Source organism: Roseibium sp., assembly GCF_965276855.1.
In the GTDB taxonomy this organism is placed as follows: Bacteria; Pseudomonadota; Alphaproteobacteria; order Rhizobiales; family Stappiaceae; genus Roseibium.
Genome location: NZ_OZ255700.1, coordinates 4,803,069 through 4,824,401, shown reverse-complemented (window position 1 = coordinate 4,824,401; position 21,333 = coordinate 4,803,069). Strand labels below are relative to the sequence as shown.

The window sequence follows — 21,333 nt, the reverse complement described above, 5'->3', positions numbered from 1 at the left end:
AGGCAGAATCGAAGGTGCCTCAGCCTAGCCTTTGGGTCAGCCCAAGACCACGGCCAGTGCTCTGGAACTCTTTCAAGCGAAAGCTTGGAATATCAGTCCTCAAGGGGACCCATTCTGTTCCAGGCGTCCAGGGCAGCAATCTTGTAGGCTTCCGCCAAAGTCGGGTAGTTGAACGTGTTTTCGACAAAATACTCCAGGGTACCCTTCAGATTCAAAACAGCCTGGCCAATGTGAACAAGCTCAGTTGCCCCCTCACCCACGATGTGACACCCCAGCAAGCGTCTGGTTTTCAAAGAGAAAATCATTTTCAGCATGCCGGTGTCGAGACCCATAATCTGCCCCCGGGAGGTTTCCCGGAACCGGGCGATCCCGCATTCATAAGGGATACCGCGTTCCTTTATTTCTTCCTCGGTCATGCCAACAGTCGATATCTCTGGAACTGCATAAATCCCGTAGGGAAAATACTCCGGAGGATCGTAGGCCTTCTCCCCCAGCGCCTGACAGGCAGCAATCCGTCCTTGCTCCATGGAGGTGGACGCAAGACTTGGAAAACCGATGACATCACCTGCAGCATAGATGTGCGGCACGGTTGTCTGAAACGTGACTGGATCCACCTTCAAGCGGCCGCGATGATCAACCTCAAGTCCGCACGCCTCAAGGTTGAGCGACGGTGTCGCGCCCATCCGGCCAGCTGCAAAGAGGATCACGTTGGACCGCACGCTTCGGCCGCCTTCAAGAAAGATTTCGCATTCCCCCGGACCGTGTTTTTCGATGCTTTTCACTTTCGAGCCAAACCGCATCGCGATACCGCGATCCCGAAGCTGGTGCGTGAAATCGCTGACAAGCTCGTGATCGAGAAAATCAAGCATGGTGTCTCGAGGCTAGACCAGCGTCACGGCCACATCGAGCGCGGAAAAAATCGAAGCGTACTCCACTCCGATGACACCCGCCCCGATCACAGCGATCGAGCGGGGCAATTGGTTCAACTCCAGTATTTCGTCACTGTCGAGGACGAATTCTCCGTCAAATGGCACATAGTCAGGCCGGAACGGCTTGGTTCCGACCGCAAGAATGAACTTGTCAGCGGAGAAGAGCTTCACATCGCCTTCTTCGCTCTTAACCTCAATTTTCTCGGGCGACACGAAGCGCGCTTCACCGTAAACCGTCGACACTTTGTTTCGGGCAAATTGCAGCTCGAGAACTTCGACTTCATGATCAAGCGTCATATGAAGGCGTGCTCTGAGGTCACCCGCCGAGATGTCTTGTTTCACGCGGTAAGACCGGCCATAGAAGCCGCGTTCTCGCCAACCGGTGAGATTCAGCACGGTTTCCCGCAAGGTCTTGGACGGGATTGTTCCGGTGTGGACCGAGACACCACCAACCCGGCGGCCCCTTTCGACAACAAGAACCTCGTATCCGAATTTCGCAGCCTGAATGGCTGCACGGCGCCCCGCGGGTCCACTCCCGATAACGATCAGATCAAAATGATCCATGTGCCCCTCACATACCTCTTGCGAATGCGAATCCGTCCAAAAACCGCACTACATTCGATGTCGCACCGCACAAACATGATCCTTCGCCCAAGGTCAACCCGTTGCCCGGCGGTAACTCCGCTCAAGTCCGGTTGCTGGATTTATCACGGGAGCTCAAATAAACTGTTGCCACGCGTTAGAAACTGACTCGAGGACGCACGTGCTACGCCTGCGGCGGGCTAAATTGGCCTGCCATTTCATCTTTATGTTGTTGATGTTGAATGCTTCTGCATTCGCACAGACACTCACATTTGCCGCAGACGAATGGTGCCCGGTCAACTGTGAACCCGGCAGTGAGCGCCCAGGCTATATGGTGGAAATTGCCAGTCGAATTCTGGAACCGCTTGGCTACGAGGTGCGCTATCAACAGATAACCTGGGCAAGAGCCCTTCTGTTTGCCCGGCAAGGCCGGTTTGACGGCGTCTTTGCCGGCACCCCCGAAGAGGCCACTGGTTTTGTGTTCCCCAGCGAAGCGCAAGGCCGATACACGATTGGCATGTTCGTCGCTAAAGATGATCCATGGCGCTATGACGGGCCGAGTTCTTTGAAAGACAAGCGAGCCGGGTTGATCATCGACTATGGATACGGCGAGGAAATCGAGGCATCCGTCAATCGCTATTCTGAAGTTGTCCGGACCGGCGGCAACAACGCGCTGGAACAAAACATAAGAACCCTAGCTGCTGGACGTCTCGATTATATGCTGGAGGACATCAACACGTTTTCATACAAGGCGGAGGAGATGGGACTGGCTGACAGTTTCCGGCTTGAGAAAACCTTCACGCAAGACGATTTGTTCATTGCGCTTTCGCCAGCTCATGCTAATTCGCACGAGATAGCAAAAGCACTGTCGGACGGCATGCACCGGCTTCGCAATTCCGGCGAACTTTCGCAGATCCTGCAACGGTACGGCCTGCGGGACTGGATCGTGCCGACCTCGCAAGGCCATTCTTCAAAAGTGCCGAACTGAACGCGGCCACTCCTTCCAAACCTCTCGTCTTGCGCTACCTGAGCCCAGCTTATCGGGGAGCGCGGTCTGCTGGCGTTTCCTCCAGCAATCCATGGAATGGCACTTTTTCATTGCCATTACCGGCGCCATCCTCTAACGGTGTTGGCATGATGAGAACCTTGAAAGCAGCTTGGTGGTGGCGCGGCGCGATATAGGCGGCCAGCGATCTCTCATGCTCTGACAAGATCGACAAGTTTCAACCAAGGCCGCCGCGGGAACCCGCTGGCGGCCTTGGCGCTTTATTGGGCCGTCCGGGTTCCGGTCAAAGGCCAAAAAAGACGGGGACATACCATGCCGCAACTGGCAGACCAGAGTTTCGTAACCGAGAGCGGGATCACCATCCTGCGCAGCTCCCGCCCCTCCGATTACGAAACAGGGACATCGGAATGGATCGACCGGCTGGATGCAGAGCGCGGGGCCGTTCTCGCCTCGTCCTATGAATATCCCGGCCGGTACACCCGTTGGGACATGGCGCTGGTCAATCCGCCTCTCGTCATGGAGGCAGCAGACCGGACCGTCGAAATCCGTGCATTGAACGACCGCGGTAAGATTTTGATGCCGGCCATCTCTGCAGCACTCAAGACACATGAAGATGTCGAACATTTTGCCGAGACCGACGAGCGCATCGACCTGACGGTCAAGAAGCCAGACCGAGATTTTCAGGAAGAAGAGCGTTCCCGCCAGCCGTCGACATTCTCGATCGTGCGGGCCCTGAAAGACCTGTTTGCCTGCAACGACGATCAGCTCGGTCTCTACGGGGCATTTGGCTATGACGTGGCGTTTCAGTTCGAACCGATCGATTTGAAACGCGACCGGCCAGACGACCAGCGGGATGTCGTTCTGTTCCTGCCCGACGAGATCCTCATCGTCGACCACCACGGCAAACGTGCCTATGTTCTGGAATACGATTTTGTCGTTAATGGCCGCAGCACGAAAGGTCTTGAGCGCAGCGGCGAAAAGCGTCAGTACACCCCTGCGAACCAAGATCCAGGCCGCGGAGACCATGAACCGGGCGAATACGCACGCCTTGTCGAAGAGGCGAAGGACTATTTCCGTCGCGGGGATCTCTTCGAAACCGTTCCGGGACAGGTGTTTTACGAGGCCTGCCCGAACCCGCCCTCAGCGGTTTCCCGGCGTCTCGCACAGATCAACCCCTCGCCCTACTCCTTCTTTTTCAACCTTGGCAATGATGAGTATCTCGTCGGCGCATCGCCGGAGATGTATGTCCGGGTCACCGGTGGCCGCCGGGTTGAGACGTGTCCGATTTCAGGCACCATCCGGCGCGGCAAGAACGCGATTGAAGACGAAGCTCAGATCCGAAAGCTTTTGAATTCGGCCAAGGATGAAGCGGAACTGACGATGTGTTCCGACGTCGACCGCAATGACAAGAGCCGCGTCTGCGTCCCCGGATCCGTCAAGGTGATCGGGCGCCGTCAGATCGAGATGTATTCGCGCCTCATCCACACAGTCGACCACATCGAAGGCACGTTGCGCGAGGACATGGATGCCCTGGACGCATTCCTCTCGCATACCTGGGCTGTGACCGTCACCGGTGCGCCAAAACGCTGGGCCATGCAGTTCATTGAGGATCACGAGAAGTCACCGCGCGCCTGGTATGGCGGGGCGATTGGCGCAGTGCTATTCAATGGCGATATGAACACCGGCCTCACACTGCGCACTGTCCGCATCAAGGATGGTGTTGCCCAAATTCGGGCGGGCGCGACTTTGCTCTACGACAGCATTCCTGAGGACGAGGAAGCGGAAACTGAACTCAAAGCGGAAGCGATGCGCGCAGCTGTTCGCGAAGCTGGTCTTGCGACCAAGACAACGGCCGCTGGCGACGTTAAAAAACCCGGCAAGGGCTTGAAAATCCTCCTGGTCGACCACGAAGACAGTTTCGTGCACACGTTGGCAAACTACTTCCGCCAGACAGGTGCCGAGGTTGTCACGTATCGGACCCCGGTCGCAGATCATGTGTTTCACGATGTGAATCCGGATCTTGTGGTCCTGTCTCCCGGCCCCGGCAACCCGAAAGACTTTGATTGTGCAGCCACGATTGGACGCGCGCGGGCGCGAAGCCTGCCGATCTTCGGCGTTTGTCTCGGCCTCCAGGCGCTGTCGGAGTATTTCGGCGCTGAACTCGGCCAGCTGGACGTGCCGATGCACGGCAAACCCTCACCGATCTCGTTGTTGGGGAACTCCCTGGTCTTTGACGGCCTCAACGCCCCAGTGATCGTTGGCCGCTATCACTCACTTTTCGCCAAACGGGACACACTGCCCAGCGACATTCGGGTAACGGCGGAAACAGAAGATGGTGTCGTAATGGCAATCGAGCATCAGAAAGAGGCGATCGCCGCCGTTCAGTTCCATCCAGAATCCATCATGTCGCTGGATCAGGACGCCGGACATAAGATCATAGAAAACGTCGTGTCCCGGCTGGTGCAGAGCAGACAACTCGCCGAGAGCGCCTGAGTTTTTTGCTCAGCTGTCCCTGCGTCACGGATTTACCACTCAAAAGCTGCAGGATACCATCCTGCAGCTTTTTGTTTTTACGGGAGGATCCATGGCCCAGTATTCCGATCACCTCTCCCTCTGGCTCAGCGGCCTTGAGGGGGCAGACAAATACAAGGTCCTCAACAAGATCCTTGCGGACGAGTGTGTCTTCTACAGCCCCGTCATGCACACCCCGCAAAAGGGAAAACAGCTGACCTTCCTCTATCTTGCGAGCGCGTTCACGGTGCTTTTGAAGGAGGGGAAGTTCAAATACTGCCGGATTCTCGAGCAAGGACATGATGCCGTGCTTGAGTTTGAGACAGAGATCGACGGAATTCACATCAACGGCGTCGATATGATGACGTTCAACGAAGCTGGCCAAATCACTGAGTTCAAGGTCATGCTCCGGCCTCTCAAGGCCCTGGAGAAAGTTCGGGCTTTGATGATGGCAGAACTCGAAGCTGCAAGATCAGCCTAAAACCTGACGGGAGCCTTCGCTGCGCGTCACGTCCGCAAACCGATTTTTACGCAGAGCTTACCCAGGTTAGCCCACCTTTGTCGCGGTTGCCAGGAAGTGACGCATATCCTCCCGCAGCGAACGCAGCTGGACTTCCTGAGCGTTTAGGGTTTCTGCTTCCACAAGAACGCGGTCGCTGATCTGCTTGCTTTCCGCGGTAGCCGCCCGAACGTTTGCAATGCTGCTGCTGACTTCAGCAACACCAGAGGCGACTTCGTCAATGTTCTGAGCGATCTCGCCCGTGGCCGCGGCCTGCTCCTCGACCGACGACGCAATGGCCGTTGAAACCTTGTTGACCTGATCAATTGCAAGGCTGATCTCTTCGCTGGCCGCAACGGCGTTCTTTGTTGCCCCTTGCAGACCGGAAATCTGGCCGTTGATCGTCTGCGTTGCTTCCGCTGTCTGACCTGCAAGCGCCTTGACTTCTTGAGCAACGATCGCAAACCCGCGCCCATGCTCGCCGGCCCGTGCCGCCTCGATCGTCGCGTTCAAGGCCAGAAGATTTGTCTGCGCAGCAATATCTGTTATTAACTGAACAACTTCGCCAATGTCCGAAGACATCTTCGCAAGGCTGCCTATTTCACGATTCATGGTCTCGGATTTGGAAACAGCCCCTTCTGCCGTTTCCGACGCGGAGTAAACTTGGCGATTGATTTCTCTTACCGAGCTGGCAAGTTCTTCCGTTGCCGACGACACGCTTTGCATGTTCGCCGAAGTCTGCTCTGCCGCTGAAGCGACAACGGTGGACTGTTCGTTGACAGTCGCGCTGGCCGCAGCAACCCCCGTTGAAACAGTGTTCAGCTCCTGAACGGAATGCGTAACAGTCTCGACCACGTCCTTGAGCCGGGTCTCAAACTGTTCGGCAAGATCGCAGAAGGCGTCGTGCTTTTCCTTGATCGCAACGGTCGCTTTGTTGATGCTGTTGGCGGCACTTGCAAACCCGCCAACCATTCCGGTTTCGGAAATCATTCGGAAATGCTGATTGCGCCCGACATAATCAAGGCAGGCTTTGGATTCACGCAAGTAGGCGTCGGTGCGGTCTATCAGGAGATTGATGGCATGCATGAGTTCTGCCGCCTCTCCGGTTTCGGTAATTCCGGTGATACGGGCTTCGAAATCGCCCGCAGCTACTGCCTGGCACACCTTGGTCGCCTTGCGCAGTGACGCCTTGCTCAATCCACCGATCATCTGCCTATTCCCAAACCTATTCCTAGCCGGTCGCCTGCCTGAAGGCTGCTCCGGTGATTAAGCCGCCTTACCCAGTGTCGCGACAAACTCGTCGTAAGCGATCCCATGCTGCTCAAGCAGCCCCAACACCATCTGCTCGCTGGCCAGCATGCCATCCTTACGGCTTGCATGACGCTTTTCTTCTTCAAGAAGCATCTTGTAGAGCGGAATGATGTGCTCGTTCACGATTGCCATGTCAGGAACGCGCCGGTTGGAATGATAGCTGATGATTTTACCAGACGCGTCAAAACTCGGGGTCACATGGGCGTAAACCCAGTAGTGATCGCCATTCTTGCAACGGTTTACAACGTAGGCAAAGATCTCCTGACCAGCTTCGAGTGTGGACCACAATAGCTTGAATACACATCGAGGCATCTCAGGATGGCGGATCAGGCTATGTGGCTGCCCCAGAACTTCTTTTTCCGTGTAACCGGCAACGTCCAGAAAAACCCGATTGGCGTAGGTTATGCGACCCTTGAGGTCGGTTTTGCTGACGATGACATCGTCTCTGTGAAACGTTCGCTCGCGTCCCGTTAGGAAGGCATTTTTTGGCACCGGAAAACCCCAGCTGCTACGTGCTGACCTTGTCAGCAGTCCGAAAAAACTGGCACTGAGTATCTCCCGACTAAAATTAATTTTGAATAAATGAGGCGGTCACATTTGCCCCTATTCAGCAACAATCAATGTAAAAACTGTCGATACTCTGGATCATTCAGATGACTAGAAAAAATTCAAAAACCCAAACGCCAATTCCCTTGAAATCCAGCATACGGAAACTTCCCTTGCGAGATAGCTCGCGTAAAACGTTCAGTATTTTCCAGGTAAATAAAATGCATAATTTTTCCAATGCAGGTTTTGCGCAAACGGGTTTCGCGATAATGTGCACGCAGACTCTGGACGCGGCGCACATATTGCGCACAGCTGACGCATGAACACAGTGGCTGATACGCCGGGGAACAGCGGTGACGGTATTCAAGAGGACTGGCGCTCAATTAGGTCTGCTGCTGACACTGATCTGCGGAGTTGGTCTTGCTGTATTGGAGCGACCACTTTCAAAGCCTGCATTTGCACAAGCAACCCAAGCCGCCGACATGGTTCTGGGTATCGGGATTTGCCCGCCATGGCGGACACAATCGGTAGAGGTTTGCCGGAACAGTGTTCAAACCGTTCTGAAGGCATTTTCAGAACGGTTTGGTCTCTCCGAAGCGCGGCTTCACTTGATGTTAAATGAGGGCGCCTCCGCAGACAGCCTCAAGAAAACCGTCACGGCGCTCGCCAACACACTAGGGCCAGACGACCGGCTCATCATCTACGCCAACATACCGTCAATCTCCAACGTGGCCGCCGAGGCGGGCTTGCCGAGTGGTCAAATACTGCAACTTTGGGCGGACGAAAAACCAGAAAGCACGGAGCTTGCGATTGAAACGGGGACATGGGTCTCGGCCCCCGCCTTTGCAGCCATGCTCCATACCGTCCCGGCTGGCCAGGTGATCTTGATCCTGGACACCAGCAACTCCGACACGATCGATCCGGATCTTTTGGAAACGCACGCAACAAACCTGGATGCCCGCCCCGAGGCGCTGGTGACTTCTGCCGGAGCCGGACAAATGGCAAACTATTCCGCTGACCGGACGATCGCCCTTTTCGCAAAACATCTGGCAGCGTCCCTATCAGCCACTGAGGGAACACTAGCCGACGTGATCAGGGCAGCTTCCGCAGGCACCCGGCAAGCCGCGATCCCGATATGCGTCGCATTGAGAGAAAAGCAGTCGGACAGTCAAACCAACGAAAAAGACTGCACGCAGGTCCCTGAGATCCATGATCCGGCTGGCATACTGAGCACAATCGTAGTGCCGCCTTTGCCAGGAAAAGAAGCGAACTGACGTTTCAAGCCATCAATCCAGACAGGCACCCCTTCAGAACAATCAGCGCTTTGATGATTTGGATCGGATCAACTGGCCAATTCTGCAGACGGGATATCGTCACTGCCGAGTTCAGCGGCAAACCTGATCCGATCCAACGCCGCCAGCACAGCCTTTGGCGCGACCCGGACCAGTTTGTCGACTGGAACAGGTTTGCCAATCAGATACCCTTGCACTTCATGGCACCCCTGAGCTGCCAGCAGGCAGAGGTTTTCAGTGTCCTCCAAACCTTCGGCAACGATCCGCATATCAAGCGCCTTGCCCAGCCTCACGACAGCTTCGATAATCGCCAATGCGTTGTAGTTCTGCTGCGCTTCCAACACAAAGGACCGGTCGATCTTGATACAGTCGAAGGGGAAGCGGCTGAGATAACTGAGTGAGGAATACCCGACCCCAAAATCATCCAGGGCTATCTTTACGCCGATGTCCTTCAGTTTTGTCAGAATGGAAAGTGCCCGTGCATCATCCTCGATCAAGGTGTTTTCCGTGATTTCAAGTTCAATCCGGTTTGCGGGAATTCCAGACGCCTTAATGGCACGCGCCACGTCCTCAATGAAATCCTTGTCCCGAAACTGAACCGGGCTGACATTCAAACTGATGTTGCCGGTGGGGATCTCCTGTGCCGCAACTGCGAGCGCCCGCTCAAGCACGAACTTACCGATCCCGATGATCTGGCCTGAGTTTTCGGCAACCGGAATAAACTCCACTGGGCTGACAAGTCCATGGTCAGGATGGTTCCAGCGGATCAACGCTTCATAGGAAACGATATTCCCCGTAGCGAGGTTCAGGCGCGGCTGAAAATAGAGCTCGAATTGGTCATCAGCGAGAGCCGCGTTCAGATCTTTTTCCATTTCACGTCGCTGCCGCACCTCAGCACCCATGCCCTTTCGGAACAGGCAATATGTCTGCCGTCCAGCGCTCTTGGCATTGTAGAGGGCAATATCAGCGTTCGAAACGACCTGCTCCTCGCTTTGACCTGCCGCGATCATGGCAACCCCAATGCTGGCCCCTGGCTTCACAATTAGCCCGTGTCCGCAATTGACCGGCTCAGATAGAATGGCAACCAGACGGTGCGCCATATCTTCCGCCTGATTGGCGAATGAAATGGACGTCTGGATAATGGCGAACTCATCCCCACCGAGACGCGCCACGGTGTCACTGCCCCGGCAAGCGCTCAAAAGACGCTCAGCCGTGACACGAATGACCGCATCCCCGGCAGGATGACCATGCAGGTCATTGATGTCTTTAAACTTGTCCAGATCAACAAGCAGCAGCGCTGCGCCCTGCCCGTTCTTTTCACATCGGCGCAGTGTTTGCTGAAGTTCGGCGTTGAAGACGGCCCGATTTGGAAGATCGGTTAAGGGATCATGCTGCGCGAGATGAAGGATCTGCGCTTCCGCCTTTTTCCGCTCACGCAAATCAACAAGGGCTGACACACGGGTTGGAACACCTCGGTAGGCGATCACGCGGGTCCGGATCTCAACCGGCACCCGTTCGCCAGCGCGGTTGACGAATACGACCTCACGCGGCTCCTTCTCCGCCTTGATCAGATGATCTTCCAGAGTTCCGGCGACATCGGTCTCCACGAACTCATAAAGACCGCGCATTTCTAGCTCAGAAATCGAATAACCGACGAGCTCTTCGAAGGTTTTGTTGCCGTCCAAGATGCGCCCATCGACAGAAATAACGATCGCATCAAAGGTGGCATTTGCGAGCGCAGACAGACGCTCTGCTTCTTCCTGGGTCCGTTTTGCATCAGCGACACGGGACTGGGCCTGCTCCTGACTTTGGACCGTATCCATAAGCGCGTTGAACAACCGGGTTAGGCGCTCAGAATCTTCGCCTTTGGACACCTGAAGGCGCATGGAAAGATCGGCCTTTCCAGCAATCAGGCTATCGAGCGCATCCTCAACATGTCCGATCCCGAGGCGTGTCCCATGCTCAGCCTCATTTAGACCGATGTCTTCATCCTGCTGTGACAAACGCAGTGGGCTGTATTTGTTCAACACCGCAAGGAACAGGATGCTCACACCAAAACACCAGAAGAAGTTGGTCAATATCCCTTGAAGCTGAACCAAAAGCTGAGGAACGCGCGCACCGAGCGGCAATGTCTCTGCAGGTGCCAAAACGGCCAGGCCAAGCGTTCCAATGACACCGGCAAATCCGTGAACACTGATCGCGCCGACAGGATCATCCAGCCTGAAATAGCGTTCGAGAACAAGCGCTCCAAACAGCGCTGTTGCCCCTCCGGCAGCTCCAACCAAGAGCGCACCGCCGGGCGTCAGAATATGGCACCCTGCAGTCACTGCAACGAGCCCGCCGAGAAGCCCCGAAATAGAGTTCTCCGGCAAAACCACGCCATCCCGATACCTGCCGGCCAGATAGCCCGCGGCAGTGCCGGCTGCGGCCGCCAGGACGGTGTTGGCGAAGATCTTGGGCACATCCCAACTGGCGGCCAATGTTGAACCGCCATTGAATCCGAGCCAGCCGACGAAGAGAGCGACAGCGCCGGTTGTCGCCAGAACAGAGCTGTGACCCTGAATACGATAAGCTCGGCCCTCGGCGTCAAACCGCCCGATCCGGGGACCGAGGATGATACATGCAGCCAACGCAATCCAGGCGCCGGTCCCGTGAACAACCGTTGACCCTGCAAAATCTACAAATCCGCGATCAGCAAGGAAGGCTTCGGCGTCCGGGAACAAAACGCCGCCCCAAGACCAACGCGCAAAGACCGGGTAGATGACGGCTGCGGTTAAGATCGTACACCAGACATAGGCTTGAAGCCGCATGCGTTCGGCAACTGCGCCGGAAATGATTGTCGCCGCCGTCCCGCAGAACATGACCTGGAAGGCGAACACGGTCAGAGCCCAGGGAGTAACGTCCGACAGCAAAAACAACCGGTCATCGTAGCCGGCAAACCATGTGCCGCCTGCTCCAAACGCCACTGCAAATCCGAACACGGCGAAAATGATCACGCAAACAGCGAGATCCAGAAGATTTTTTTGCGCAACGTTGATGGAGTTCTTTGACCGGACCATGCCTGCTTCAAGCAGCATGAATCCGAGCTGCATCAGAAGTACCAGCCCCGCAGCAACCAGCACCCAGACCATATCGAGGCGTTGTTGCAAATTCTCCGAAGCAGCCTGCGCAGGCAGCAACATACCCGTAAAGAAAAAAACTCCACACCAAACAAGAGTTTCGAACTGAACCCGAAGCTTACGCATTCCAACCGCCCAAGAAACCAGAATGGGCGGCATGATCCCGCGCAAATCATTAATTATGCCTTGCAAATATTGCCAATGCCGACAAGTTCAGCACTCTGCTCAACTTTCATGCAATTACTTGGCTGCTGTAGTTCTTATTTTAAGCAATTCATCACCTTCGCGGTCTCAGAGGAGTGTCGAACCAGCACAAGTCAGCGGTTGATTTTAATTGAACATTTGTTCAATATAAGATTTATGGATGAGCATACGGGAGGAGCGCATGGCGACACAGACAGCGAACAACCGCCGGATTGATAGTTTGTTGGCGGAGTATGGCGAAAGCCACCAGAACGCGACCAACAAGTTCATTCACTGGATCTGCGTTCCCGTGATCGTCTGGACCGTAACTGCACTGCTTTGGAGCATACCGGTTCCGTCAATGTTTGCGGCAGTGCCTTACCTCAATTGGTCAACTCTGGTGATAGGGCTGGCGACACTCTACTACCTGACCCTCTCCGTTCCGCTTGCCTTTGGCATGGCCGTCATCGGGGCAATTTGCTCCGCCATAAACGCCAGCTACGGTCTGCCGCTGCCGCTCTGGCAAACAGCGCTGGCGGTGTTCGTCGCCGCATGGATCGGGCAATTCATCGGACACAAGATCGAAGGCAAGAAACCGTCCTTTTTCAAGGACATTCAGTTCCTGCTGATCGGACCGGCATGGCTCCTGCATTTTTTGTATCGCAAGGCTGGGATCAAATACTGACGCGAGCGCGTTTCAGTCTAGCACGAGCGCTCGGAAGGCTGCGTAACAGCCGGCATCTCTGACGCTTCGGCTGCACGTATAGCAGGCCGCCCTCTCAAACGCTCGCCGAGCCAGGCGAAGTCTTCGCTGTCGGCGCGGCGCAGAGACAAGTCCCGCTCCGGCATCATCGGAACGATGCCGCCATCCGTTTGTTCACCAACGGCAAATCGGAACGCATAACCAGGTGTCAGACCCATCCGCAGGTCCGAGATGACCACCTTGCCGTCCACGAGTTCCGCGCGATTAAATCCGCGACTGAACCAATCGAGCTTTTGATAAGCGTCCGAATTTTGGACGCAAGCAACAAGTTCAGGATGGCGCGAATGAGTGTAAATCTCCGGTTCCTGATCCCCGTCAAAGAGCGACAGGTAAAGGTTTTGATAGCGGTCTTCATCGAGACCGATCACTTTCCAAAGAGCAATATTAAACGGCGCTGCGATTGCGAAGATCTTTTCGGGAACCTCTCCCTGGCTGGCGAAAATCTGCTCCGCTCTTTGCTCGACATAGGCTTGAATTCCGACCGACAACAGCATGTAGGCGCTGGTCGCAACCAAAACACCGCCGACCCACCGTCCAAATCTCTGTGTCCAGTCGCTTTTGAAAAACGCCCAAACCACGACAAACAGAAGCGGCAGCGAGTAGACCGGATCGATAATGAACACCGATCCGACACCTACGGGATCTGGATAAATCGGCCAGAAAATGCGTGTTCCGTAGACCGTCATCGCGTCAATCATCGCGTGGGTCGCGAAACACAGATAAACCGTCAGGTACATCAGCCAGCGATGGTCTCTTAAACCCTTGAACAGGCGAACGAGCAGCTCTCCGAAGACCGGTGCCGCAAGCGCATGAACAAACACGGAGTGCGTCCATCCCCGGTGATAGACAAAGCTGTCGACCGGGTCGGCGAACGGGATGAGGACATCCAGGTCCGGCACGGTCCCCAATAGGCCGCCAACTAGCGCTGCTTTCCTTGGACCGATTTTCTTGCCAAGACACGCCGTTGAAACGGCTGCGCCCAGTACGAATTGGGTGATTGAATCCATGAAGGGGTCCGGGTGGCCTGAGCGGTCGTTGGTGGTTTTACGATAAGTGGGTCAATAGTTTGCCGATGCAAGGAGTACGTAGCGCATTGCACAAAAGATCACGATAAGCACACCTGCAATCTTGCTGGAGGCCAAGGTGCCATGCTTTGAAAGAGTGGAAGCTTTACCCGCCTTTCGGCTGCGATCATCATTTCCAAGGCCTCAAGCCGGCTCGCGCTCTGCGCCTTCCACCACCACTGCCGCAGGACGGGAGGCCAGTCCTGCACAGGTTTCCCACCGCTCAGGATATGGCTCGGGATGTCAATCACCATCGTGCCGCCCCCTTCTGCAAACTCGACCACCCCGCCTTCCGCTGTCTTCGGTCACAAACAGCACGCTTCAGTACGAATTGGCCTGACTTGGCCGCCGACCAGAGCGCGGTGCAAACGGTGCGATGGACCATCGGTGCAGCCGGCACACTTCACCCTCAATCATCCGTCTTTTTGACAAGGATCATCGACACCCTGCCCTAGGGGCTCAACAATGCTCAGGACCAGTCCCTGGACGATGAGGAGAGTGAGATGCCTGACTTCAAGACAATGACCGTTGAAGAGACACCCTATCTTTTTCAGGAGGCGACTTGCAGCATGGATGCTGCTGATATCGGGACGACCATGGGCCAGACATTTCAGTCCGTATGGGCCTTCATGCAGAAAAACGGGATAGAAACGAGCGGCAAGGTGTTGGCCGTTTACTACAAATACAATCCTGAAACCATGACCTTCAGGGCCGGTTTTTCGGTATCACCGGACGCGGAGAACAAAGCGGAAGCGCCAATCCAGTTCGACCGAACTCCGTCTGGAAAGGTTGTCTATTTTCAGCACAAAGGTGCCTACTCAACGCTTCGTGACAGTTATGGTGACATGATGTCATGGATGGAAAAGGAAGGGCTAACCATGGGAGCACCTGCATGGGAAGTCTATCTCAACGACCCGGCCAACACGCCTGAAGACGCGCTTTTGACGGATGTCTTTGTCAGCCTTTTATGACCGTCTTTTTAAACGCAAGTGCCCGTGCGGCAGAATCCGCTCGTGATCTATTGTATTTGATTACAGCGGGATAGAGACCGGAGAACAATCAAACTCCCCGTCACGGTGTTAGGTGTTTTCAAACCCTTTACATGTAAAAAATGACATATGCGCTTAAGTTGTGCTTCTTGTATTATTTAACCAAAGATTTCAGAACGTGATCCAACGAGCCGGAAGACAGCATGACACTGGACACGCCGACACTGTTGATCGCATTGGCAGCCGCTGAATTTGCCAGCGCACTTATCCTTTTCGCGTTTCTTGTCAGTTTAAAAAAGGCCAACCGGGCAACGCGTCTCGCACTAGCGATATACGCGCCCGCCATGCTTTTGGTTGCTTGCGGAACTGTTCTGGTCGCCTTCCGGTCCGAAATACCGGATTTCTGGAGCATCGCCTTCGGGAATACGCTTATCTTGGCCGGATTTGCATTACGTCCTGAAGCCGTCGCCGTCTTCTTCGGACGACCGATGCGCGGTTGGACCACACTGATCGCACTCGGCGGCTGGACGGTCATTTGCATCGTCCCGGAATTCTTCGCGTCATTTGCGCTCAGGCTGGTTTTTGTCCAATCAGTTCTTCTCGCCGCCGCGATTTTTTCGGCGTGGCGTGTGCTGACATTGAACTCTGAACATTTAACATCGATACGGTTGTTCCTGATTGGCAGCACTCTTGAGTCGTCCGCCTATATCATGACGATTGGCAGTCAATTCATCTACCAGCACGAATCCCTGAAATCCTTCGCGAATCCGATCCAACCGCTGCTCTACATGGTCCTTTTGATGGTCGCGATCGTGATCGTTTCTGCATCTCTCGTTGCAATGGCCATCGAACGCATCCAGATCCGGTTCGAGACACAGGCGCTGACGGACAGTCTGACAGGACTTGCCAACAGACGTGCGTTCATTGAAGCAGCCGAAGGATGGTTCTCTTCAACTGTCGCGGAACCTACTTACACTTTGATCCTCATTGACATTGACCACTTCAAAACGATCAACGACCGCTTTGGCCACTCGGCCGGAGATCGTGTGCTGGCATCATTTGGCACGGCAATGCAGTCTATCTTCCCGCGCGCAATCCCACCGGGCCGGATTGGCGGAGAGGAATTTGCAGCTCTGCTGCCGCAAACCAACAAAACGGATGCTCTGAAACTGCTGGACGAACTCCGTTGTGTTATCTCGAAATGCTCGATTTGCCCCAATACCGACGCGTCTGGAATAACAGTCAGCGCCGGATTGTTTACAGCCACAACCGGCCATACCTTCGATCAGGCATTCGAACATGCCGATCAATTGCTATACCAGGCAAAGGAAGATGGCCGGAACCGGCACACCGCCCTGGATAAAACGGCAGAGACCGGCAGCCCGGAAACAACGCTGCTGCAACAATCAGAGCCTTTCTCCGCCCCGAAGGAGGAACAGGCGTCCACGCGCGAAGGCCTGATTGCGAACACCTGAGGCCATTCCTCATCAAATTGGGAGATCTGACTTCTGGGTGAATACCGCGCACCTGATACCAGATGATCGAGTTTGCTGGGGTCCCTGTTAATATTAACGGGGACACGAAGCCTCTTTTCGTATATGCATTTGACAAGCTTCCGTAATCGTTACCTTTAAATTTCTTGAAACTTCCCGCCATGAACCTGGACGTCAAAACTCTCTTTACGGTTGTTACTCTGGCCTATCTGATCGGCGCGGTCGTCATGACTGTTTTGTCGATCGCAACGCGGTCCGCTCCGAAGTCCGTTCGGTCCGGCTGGGGGCTTTGGGGAATTTGCCTCTTCTTGTCCGCGGCGGCGGCAATAATGATCAGTCAACGCGGTGCCATTCCAGATGCGCTTAGTATCATTGTGGCAAACGCCCTCCTGACCATCGGGTTCGGTCTGAGGCCAAGTGCCATTGCACTCTTGAACGGCAGAAAGATGCAATACCTGTGGCTGCCGGTCGCAGGAACACTTGGATGGCTGGGCCTTTATGCTTTTGAGTTCTTCCGCGAGGACATTCTTTTGCGGGTCATTTACATCAACGGCTTTTGCCTGCTCGGGGTTTTGCTCTGTGTCCGGGAAAGCATCCGGTTGAACCACCATAGGGTCAGCAGTTGGTTTCTAACGATTGCGTTCTCGATGGATGCCGCCGTCAGGATCAGCCTGATCGGCGCGCATTTGCAAAAACACTACCCAACCCTGCTTGAGTCTTACGAAACTCTACCTCTGCAGCTCTGTTTCCTTGCTCTGATCACAGCAATCGTCTTGAAGTTGGTCGGGATCACGATGTCAATCTTCGAGATGCAGCGGCATCAGTATCGCGAAGAAGCGGAAAAAGATCCGCAAACGGGTTTGCTCAATCAGCGCGGTTTCATGCGCGCCACATCGCAACACCACGAACAATTGGCCCCGACATCCGCCCCCTATGCGCTGGTCCTTATGGACATTGACGAGCTCAGGCAGATCGAAGAGCGTTATGGTGCGTCCATGCGCGACGCCTTGCAAAAACTCTTCGCGAAAATCGCCGGTTCCACATTGCCCTCAACTGCGGTTGCGGGTCACTTGCCAACCGGCCAGATTGTTGTGTTCATGCCCTTATCCGATGGTGTTGAGGCGAACTCCTGCGCGCGCCGGATTTCGAAAATGCTCGTCACGGAAAGCCAGTCGGCATCAGGCAACAAGTTCTCCGCACGGTTGAGCGCCGGGATTTTTGCGGGCACCGCCGACACCGATATTCAGCGTGCGATTGAAATCGCCGGCATTTGCCTGCGCCAAGCGCGGCAAGACGATCACAGCAACATCATGACGCATCACGCGGCAACCGGAGCCCCAGTTGCGGCGACAAGCGACGAGACACCCTTCGCCCGCCGCCAGAAGCAAGAAGTCTTGGATCCGGCGCAGTAAACCTCCAACCGTTCGTCACTGCGGCAGAACGTTAGTCGTCCTCGATCTTGATCACCGTGCCGCTGGTTCGATCGACATCGATCTCATAGTCCGTGCCATCAAAGGTAACTTCCACTTCGATCTTGCTGCGTGAAACATCAATCTCGCGAATAGTGTAACCCTTGTCCTCGAGCTGGGCGGCGATCTCGGACACTTTGGTCCCAAGCGTATCGCCCACGGCAACAGCTGCGAGTGCAGATCCTGCAGCCAACATTGCTGCGGTTCCGAGAGCGGCCCCGGCCACCCAACTCGTCATGTTTGTCATATCCAGTATCCCTATCTCTTGTTTCATCGAAACCTAGAGATGGGGGTTCAATTGCGGCTCCGGGGTGGCGTTTGCATTAAGCTTTGGTCATCTGCCGCAAGGGTCGGATCTCGCGCAGAACAAGAGAAGCCGGTGCAGCTATCTGCACCGGCTTCTTTCGGGCCGCCCTGGATTTTGTGGATGCCGGACAGCCTGATCTTAAGGCTTACTCCGCAGCAACTGCGCTCTCTGCAAGGCTTGGGTAATCCACATAGCCCTTTTCGCCGCCGCCGTAGAGTGTATCCGGATCCAGCGGGTTGAGCGGGGCGTTCTTTTCAAGACGCTCCACAAGGTCCGGGTTGGAGATGAACGGACGGCCAATCGCAACAAGGTCCAGGTCACCGCTCTCGACAGCCGCAATGGCCATGTCACGGTCATAACCATTGTTGCCCATTTTGGCCCCGTCGAACAAAGCATAGAGCGCCGCCAAATCACCGCCCTCCGGGATCTCACGCGGACCACCGGTTTGACCTTCCACCAGATGCAGATAGGAAAGCCCGTAGCCATTCAAGAGCTTGATCACATGGGTGAAGACCGCCTGCGGTTCGCTTTCTGTGATGTTGTTGGCGTTGGAGAACGGGCTCAAACGGATCCCCACACGGTCCGCACTCCAGGCCCCGGTCACCGCATCGACAACTTCCTTGAGGAAGCGCGTGCGGTTTACGATGGAGCCTCCGTAGTCGTCGGTGCGCTGGTTTGCGCCATCTTTTAGGAACTGGTCAATCAAGTATCCGTTCGCCGCATGGATTTCTACGCCATCGAACCCGGCAGCCTTCGCGTTCAAGGTTGCTTTCCTGTAGTCTTCAACGATACCGGCGATTTCATATGTTTCCAGCGCCCGCGGGGTTGTGGTTTCGATAAAGCTGGTTCCGTCAAACGACTTCGACGCCGCAGAAATTGCGGACGGCGCAACTGGGTCTGCCCCGCCAGGCTGCAGAACGGGATGGGAAATCCGACCCACATGCCAAAGCTGGATGACGATCTTACCGCCTTTGGCATGAACCGCGTCTGTGACTTTCTTCCAGCCTTCGATTTGGGCATCCGAATAGATGCCCGGGGTCCAGGCATAGCCCTTGCCCTGCGGTGAAATTTGGGAAGCTTCGGAAATGATCAAACCGGCTCCTGCGCGCTGCGCGTAATACTTGGCATGAAGCTCATATGGCGCATCATCCTCCGCACGTGCCCGGTTGCGGGTCAGCGGCGCCATTACGATCCGGTTTTTCAGATCAATGGCTCCCGCCTTGGCCGGGGAAAACAGCTTGGTGTCGGACATCACGTTTCCTTTTCAACGATATCGACGGTTGGAACTGACATTTACGGAATGATCAGTCCATATTTAGTCCCAAGACCCTTCCGATGGGATTTGAGACAAATAGGTTAGTCTGGGCTCAGGACAGATTTGGCCTGAGCAAGTGTCTTGGCGATCCGTTCAGCCGGAACCCCGGCTTTCCTTAATGCGAGTGTCCCAATGGCCAGCGAAGCATAGGCACTGGCCTGGTCACGCGCTGTGTCCGGATTGTCCGGATCAATCGCCTTTGCAATGATTTCTTCGATGGACTCCAGGTGGCGGCGGCCGATGATTGCCACATCCTGATCATGCGGCGCGAGTTCTGTAACGCAATTGATCAGCATGCATCCGCGCGACCCGCCCTGCGGATCTGCCAGTGCTTCAACCATCGCCCCGACGGGATCACTCTCCGCAGTGTCGGCAACATCCTGAAGATTATCCAGTGCCTTTTGAGAATATTGGACTAGGGCGCGCTGAAAAAGCGCCTGCTTGCTGCCGAACGTCCCGTAGAAACTAGACCTGCTGAGACCCATGGCCTTTGTCAGATCATCAAGTGACGCAGCCTCAAATCCCTTTTGCCAAAAGACGTTGAGCGCAGTCTCAAGGGCTTTCGTTTCGTCGAACTCCCGCGGCCGCCCCGGCCCCGGGGCACGCCGGCCAGACTTTGCTCCGATTGATTTTTGAATGTCTGCTGTGTCACTCATGAACCGGATATGGACTGCTCATTCCGAAATTGCAAGACGTGTAAAAGATATTTCGGACTGCACAGTCCGGAAAGGACGTTTGAACTCGGTATGCTCCTCTGCCCCGAACCCAACTTACATGCGGCAAGACCCCGAATAGGCATCGCCAACGTCATCGAAGATCCGTGCGGTGGCCTCCATTTCGTAGAGTGTGCTTGTTCGGCGCACCCCTTCCACAAGATAGAAGTCCTGGATCGGGAACTGGTTGTCATTGAAACGGAAATCGCCCCGCACGCTCTCAAAGGGCGCTGCATTCATGGCAGAAATCAGCGTTTCCGTATCTTTGATTCCACCCGTGAGCTCCAGCGAGAAATGAAGAAACTTGGCCGCATCATAGCCTTGGGCGGCATAAACGGACGGCTGGTAGCCATAGGTCCGCTGAAACTCGCGCATGAAACGCTTGTTAGCCGGATTGTCGAGGTTGGGCGCCCAGGTAGAAGCAGACATCAAGCCTTCGGCAGTCTCGGCCAAGTATGGCAATGAAACGCCATTGATGGTCTTGGCGGACAGGAACGGAATGGCCCCCTTCAGCCCGGAAGTGTGAAACTGGCGCACCAGCTCAACGCCCATTCCGGACGGCATGAAGGCGTAAATGGCATCTGGGCTGATTTCATCGATCTGAGCAAATTCGCCGGAAAAATCGGTTTGTCCAAGGCGTGGGAAGAGTTCGCGCGCAATCTGGCCCTTGAAATGCCGCTGAAAGGCGGCAAGCGCATCCCGGGCGGCCTCATAGTCCGGCGCGATCGTGACCACCCTCTGATAGCCCTTCAAGCTTGCAAACCGGCCCATTGTTTCATGGACCTGATCATCTTGCGACGCAGTTGAATAGAAATACCGGCTGCAGGTCCGCCCGGCGATTGGCGCCGGCCCGGAACTGGTCCCGATGAACAGCGTTCGGCTGCGCACTACAGGATCATGTACCGCGAGCATCACTCTGGAAAAATTGACGCCAACCAGCACATCAATGCCATTGACTTCGATGAGCTCTGTAACCTTTTCAACGGCGTAATCAGGGTCCAGCTTGTCGTCGGTGATAAGGACGTTTGTTTCCAGGCCGCCGAGGGCTCCGTTCGATTGATTGACAGCGAGCATGAAGCCATCGCGCATGTGCTCCCCGTAAATCGCTGCCGGCCCCGACAAGGTCGCCATGAAGCCAACCGTCAATTTGGGTGTTTCCTGCGCATATCCGGGAACAGCGGCCATGAAGGCGCTGCAGAGTACTGCTCCGGCCAGTTTTTTTAACCGTGCGCGCACATATTT

16 protein-coding genes and 1 pseudogene are annotated in these 21,333 nt (G+C 55.3%); 8 read left to right on the top strand and 9 right to left on the bottom strand.

What is annotated here, in order from left to right:
- Positions 1 to 92: 92 nt before the first annotated feature.
- Positions 93 to 1,493: pseudogene (sthA, locus tag ACQY4Z_RS22345) on the bottom strand (Si-specific NAD(P)(+) transhydrogenase).
- A 253-nt stretch (positions 1,494 to 1,746) separates the two neighbouring features.
- On the opposite strand from sthA, the gene ACQY4Z_RS22340 reads away from it, so the two are divergent.
- The 3 genes from ACQY4Z_RS22340 (at position 1,747) to ACQY4Z_RS22330 (ending at position 5,509) form a co-directional block, all read left to right on the top strand.
- Positions 1,747 to 2,499 carry a substrate-binding periplasmic protein gene (locus tag ACQY4Z_RS22340; RefSeq protein ID WP_428524960.1) on the top strand — a complete coding sequence of 251 codons (753 nt, stop codon included), beginning with the start codon at positions 1,747 to 1,749 and terminating at the stop codon, positions 2,497 to 2,499.
- A 330-nt stretch (positions 2,500 to 2,829) separates the two neighbouring features.
- Complete coding sequence (locus tag ACQY4Z_RS22335; protein ID WP_428524958.1) at positions 2,830 to 5,010, top strand: anthranilate synthase component I; 2,181 nt, start codon at positions 2,830 to 2,832, stop codon at positions 5,008 to 5,010.
- 91 nt (positions 5,011 to 5,101) lie between these two features.
- Positions 5,102 to 5,509 carry a nuclear transport factor 2 family protein gene (locus ACQY4Z_RS22330; RefSeq protein WP_428524956.1) on the top strand — a complete coding sequence of 136 codons (408 nt, stop codon included), beginning with the start codon at positions 5,102 to 5,104 and terminating at the stop codon, positions 5,507 to 5,509.
- 66 nt (positions 5,510 to 5,575) lie between these two features.
- Here the strand turns inward: ACQY4Z_RS22330 and ACQY4Z_RS22325 are convergent, their stop codons facing one another.
- Together ACQY4Z_RS22325 and ACQY4Z_RS22320 are read right to left on the bottom strand one after the other, a co-directional pair.
- Positions 5,576 to 6,736: a methyl-accepting chemotaxis protein gene (locus tag ACQY4Z_RS22325; protein ID WP_409688436.1), complete on the bottom strand. Its 1,161-nt coding sequence runs from the start codon at positions 6,734 to 6,736 to the stop codon at positions 5,576 to 5,578.
- Positions 6,737 to 6,793: 57 nt separating this feature from the next.
- Positions 6,794 to 7,330, bottom strand: coding sequence for a PAS domain-containing protein (locus tag ACQY4Z_RS22320; RefSeq protein WP_428524954.1), 537 nt, complete (start codon positions 7,328 to 7,330; stop codon positions 6,794 to 6,796).
- A 407-nt stretch (positions 7,331 to 7,737) separates the two neighbouring features.
- Here ACQY4Z_RS22320 and ACQY4Z_RS22315 point away from each other — a divergent pair, with 407 nt between their 5' ends.
- Positions 7,738 to 8,658, top strand: a complete 921-nt coding sequence (locus tag ACQY4Z_RS22315) for a hypothetical protein (protein ID WP_428524952.1) — start codon at positions 7,738 to 7,740, stop codon at positions 8,656 to 8,658.
- 68 nt (positions 8,659 to 8,726) lie between these two features.
- Here ACQY4Z_RS22315 and amt read toward each other — a convergent pair whose 3' ends face one another.
- Positions 8,727 to 11,921, bottom strand: coding sequence for an ammonium transporter (amt, locus tag ACQY4Z_RS22310; RefSeq protein ID WP_428524950.1), 3,195 nt, complete (start codon positions 11,919 to 11,921; stop codon positions 8,727 to 8,729).
- Between the two features lie 259 nt (positions 11,922 to 12,180).
- Here amt and ACQY4Z_RS22305 point away from each other — a divergent pair, with 259 nt between their 5' ends.
- The gene (locus ACQY4Z_RS22305; RefSeq protein ID WP_428524948.1) at positions 12,181 to 12,663 is read left to right on the top strand and encodes a DUF962 domain-containing protein; all 483 of its coding nucleotides are present in this window, start codon (positions 12,181 to 12,183) and stop codon (positions 12,661 to 12,663) included.
- 17 nt (positions 12,664 to 12,680) lie between these two features.
- Here the strand turns inward: ACQY4Z_RS22305 and ACQY4Z_RS22300 are convergent, their stop codons facing one another.
- Positions 12,681 to 13,748: a metal-dependent hydrolase gene (locus ACQY4Z_RS22300; protein ID WP_428524946.1), complete on the bottom strand. Its 1,068-nt coding sequence runs from the start codon at positions 13,746 to 13,748 to the stop codon at positions 12,681 to 12,683.
- 560 nt (positions 13,749 to 14,308) lie between these two features.
- On the opposite strand from ACQY4Z_RS22300, the gene ACQY4Z_RS22295 reads away from it, so the two are divergent.
- The 3 genes from ACQY4Z_RS22295 to ACQY4Z_RS22285 all read left to right on the top strand — a co-directional run bounded on the left by ACQY4Z_RS22295 (position 14,309) and on the right by ACQY4Z_RS22285 (position 17,699).
- A complete protein-coding gene (locus tag ACQY4Z_RS22295) occupies positions 14,309 to 14,776 on the top strand; it encodes a GyrI-like domain-containing protein (RefSeq protein ID WP_428524944.1) in 468 nt (155 codons plus the stop codon).
- Positions 14,777 to 14,997: 221 nt separating this feature from the next.
- Positions 14,998 to 16,269, top strand: a complete 1,272-nt coding sequence (locus ACQY4Z_RS22290) for a GGDEF domain-containing protein (RefSeq protein ID WP_428524942.1) — start codon at positions 14,998 to 15,000, stop codon at positions 16,267 to 16,269.
- A gap of 179 nt (positions 16,270 to 16,448) precedes the next feature.
- Positions 16,449 to 17,699, top strand: coding sequence for a GGDEF domain-containing protein (locus tag ACQY4Z_RS22285; RefSeq protein ID WP_428524940.1), 1,251 nt, complete (start codon positions 16,449 to 16,451; stop codon positions 17,697 to 17,699).
- A 31-nt stretch (positions 17,700 to 17,730) separates the two neighbouring features.
- Here the strand turns inward: ACQY4Z_RS22285 and ACQY4Z_RS22280 are convergent, their stop codons facing one another.
- The 4 genes from ACQY4Z_RS22280 to ACQY4Z_RS22265 form a co-directional block, all read right to left on the bottom strand.
- Positions 17,731 to 18,003 carry a PepSY domain-containing protein gene (locus ACQY4Z_RS22280; protein WP_428524938.1) on the bottom strand — a complete coding sequence of 91 codons (273 nt, stop codon included), beginning with the start codon at positions 18,001 to 18,003 and terminating at the stop codon, positions 17,731 to 17,733.
- A gap of 205 nt (positions 18,004 to 18,208) precedes the next feature.
- Positions 18,209 to 19,315 carry an alkene reductase gene (locus tag ACQY4Z_RS22275; protein WP_428524936.1) on the bottom strand — a complete coding sequence of 369 codons (1,107 nt, stop codon included), beginning with the start codon at positions 19,313 to 19,315 and terminating at the stop codon, positions 18,209 to 18,211.
- A gap of 104 nt (positions 19,316 to 19,419) precedes the next feature.
- Positions 19,420 to 20,034 (bottom strand): TetR/AcrR family transcriptional regulator, encoded by a 615-nt coding sequence (locus tag ACQY4Z_RS22270; RefSeq protein ID WP_428524934.1) that lies wholly within the window; start codon positions 20,032 to 20,034, stop codon positions 19,420 to 19,422.
- A 114-nt stretch (positions 20,035 to 20,148) separates the two neighbouring features.
- The gene (locus ACQY4Z_RS22265; protein ID WP_428524932.1) at positions 20,149 to 21,276 is read right to left on the bottom strand and encodes an ABC transporter substrate-binding protein; all 1,128 of its coding nucleotides are present in this window, start codon (positions 21,274 to 21,276) and stop codon (positions 20,149 to 20,151) included.
- Between the last annotated feature and the right edge of the window lie 57 nt (positions 21,277 to 21,333).